The organism is Mogibacterium diversum (assembly GCF_938028775.1).
Classification (GTDB): Bacteria; Bacillota; Clostridia; order Peptostreptococcales; family Anaerovoracaceae; genus Mogibacterium; species Mogibacterium diversum_A.
Genome location: NZ_CALIZG010000010.1, coordinates 1 through 1,270, shown reverse-complemented (window position 1 = coordinate 1,270; position 1,270 = coordinate 1). Strand labels below are relative to the sequence as shown.

Annotated in this window: 3 protein-coding genes; all 3 read right to left on the bottom strand. The window is 33.5% G+C overall.

Translation table 11 applies throughout. From position 1 onward, the window contains the following. A partial coding sequence (locus tag Q7O90_RS02545) for a hypothetical protein (RefSeq protein WP_442929234.1) occupies positions 1-187 on the bottom strand: 187 nt, incomplete at its 3' end. A gap of 3 nt (positions 188-190) precedes the next feature. Next, positions 191-862: a hypothetical protein gene (locus tag Q7O90_RS02540; protein WP_247942866.1), complete on the bottom strand. Its 672-nt coding sequence runs from the start codon at positions 860-862 to the stop codon at positions 191-193. A 199-nt stretch (positions 863-1,061) separates the two neighbouring features. Continuing rightward, positions 1,062-1,270, bottom strand: a 209-nt coding sequence (locus Q7O90_RS02535) for a PspC domain-containing protein (protein ID WP_304127060.1), incomplete at its 5' end; no start/stop codon positions are given.

Here is a 1,270-nt window from a genome sequence, read left to right as displayed (position 1 = left end):
AAAACTCAGCAGCATCTCCCTTTAATGTATCTATAAGCGCACCACTTGATTTGAATTCATTTAGATTATTCACCAACTTTTTTATCTCTGATTCTACAGAGTCTATATAATGTACTCCAGCAGCATGTCCTGCAAAATTACCTGCGTTCTTCTCAAAGAATTCATATCCCTCATTAAAGGCTTCCATTCTTTATCCCTCCAAGAATTCAGATAATCCATCCATGTATAATATTAAAGTCAAAGCTCGGAATTGTTGGTCAGTAATTTTTCTCTGATCCTCTGTTGTTGTAATCCATTTTGTAGCTTCTGCAACCGCATTGACTGCATCCGCTGCAATAGCTGGCACAGGTCCTAAGAAAGATAATAATGTATTTCCAACATTCAACATAATATCAGGAATATCGCCCATTGCACTAACTGCTGCATCTATTGCTTGTTCTGGTAGAGATTTTTTAAATTCTATAAGTTCAAATTCGGTTTTATAATTCCGACAAAGCTCAATAAATTCATTGTAGTCTTCTGGATTATCTATAGTTTTTGAGATAAGCATCATCCCACGTTTCCCTAACCAGCCGTATTTCATTCCATATTTGTCGAATTTTACATTCATGCTAGATATTTCATTCTTACTAGCTTGATTTTCACCTATAAACAAAACATGTTCATTAGACGATATTGTAGACATATTATCTAAATAATGTTTTTCTAACCAAACACTTACTTTAATTGCACCATCTTTAGTTCCTATAATTACGTCTTCTTCATCGTCATTAGCACTTATAAGCTGGCGTAAGTAATTAGCATATCCAACTGTACTCTCGTCACATACAATAATTAACTTTGTTATATTTAGTTCGAACATAAAAAACTCCACATTTTATGAATATTATTTTTCGATTATGATTCCTTTTAGTAAATATCTTTATAGATTCTTGAAAAATTTTTCACTAGAATAATCAAAATCATTTTATACGCTTATTATACCATTTAGGTAGGTATTATGACAAGATGAAAAAAGCCTTGTTTATTTTATAAAACAAAGCTTATTTCATTAATTTACCTCACCAAAACCAACCATCATTGTCTTCAATGGCTTGGGCTTCCTTGCGTTTGCGTGGTCCTGTTCCGTACATTTCGGCTTCGATTTCTTCCTTAGTTGGCAGGATAGAGGCAAGGATGATGTAAATAATCACACCAATTCCAAAATTTGCCACAGTAAAAATGGCGAAGAGAAAGCGGACTAGGGTTACATCAAAATTCCACTTGTCTG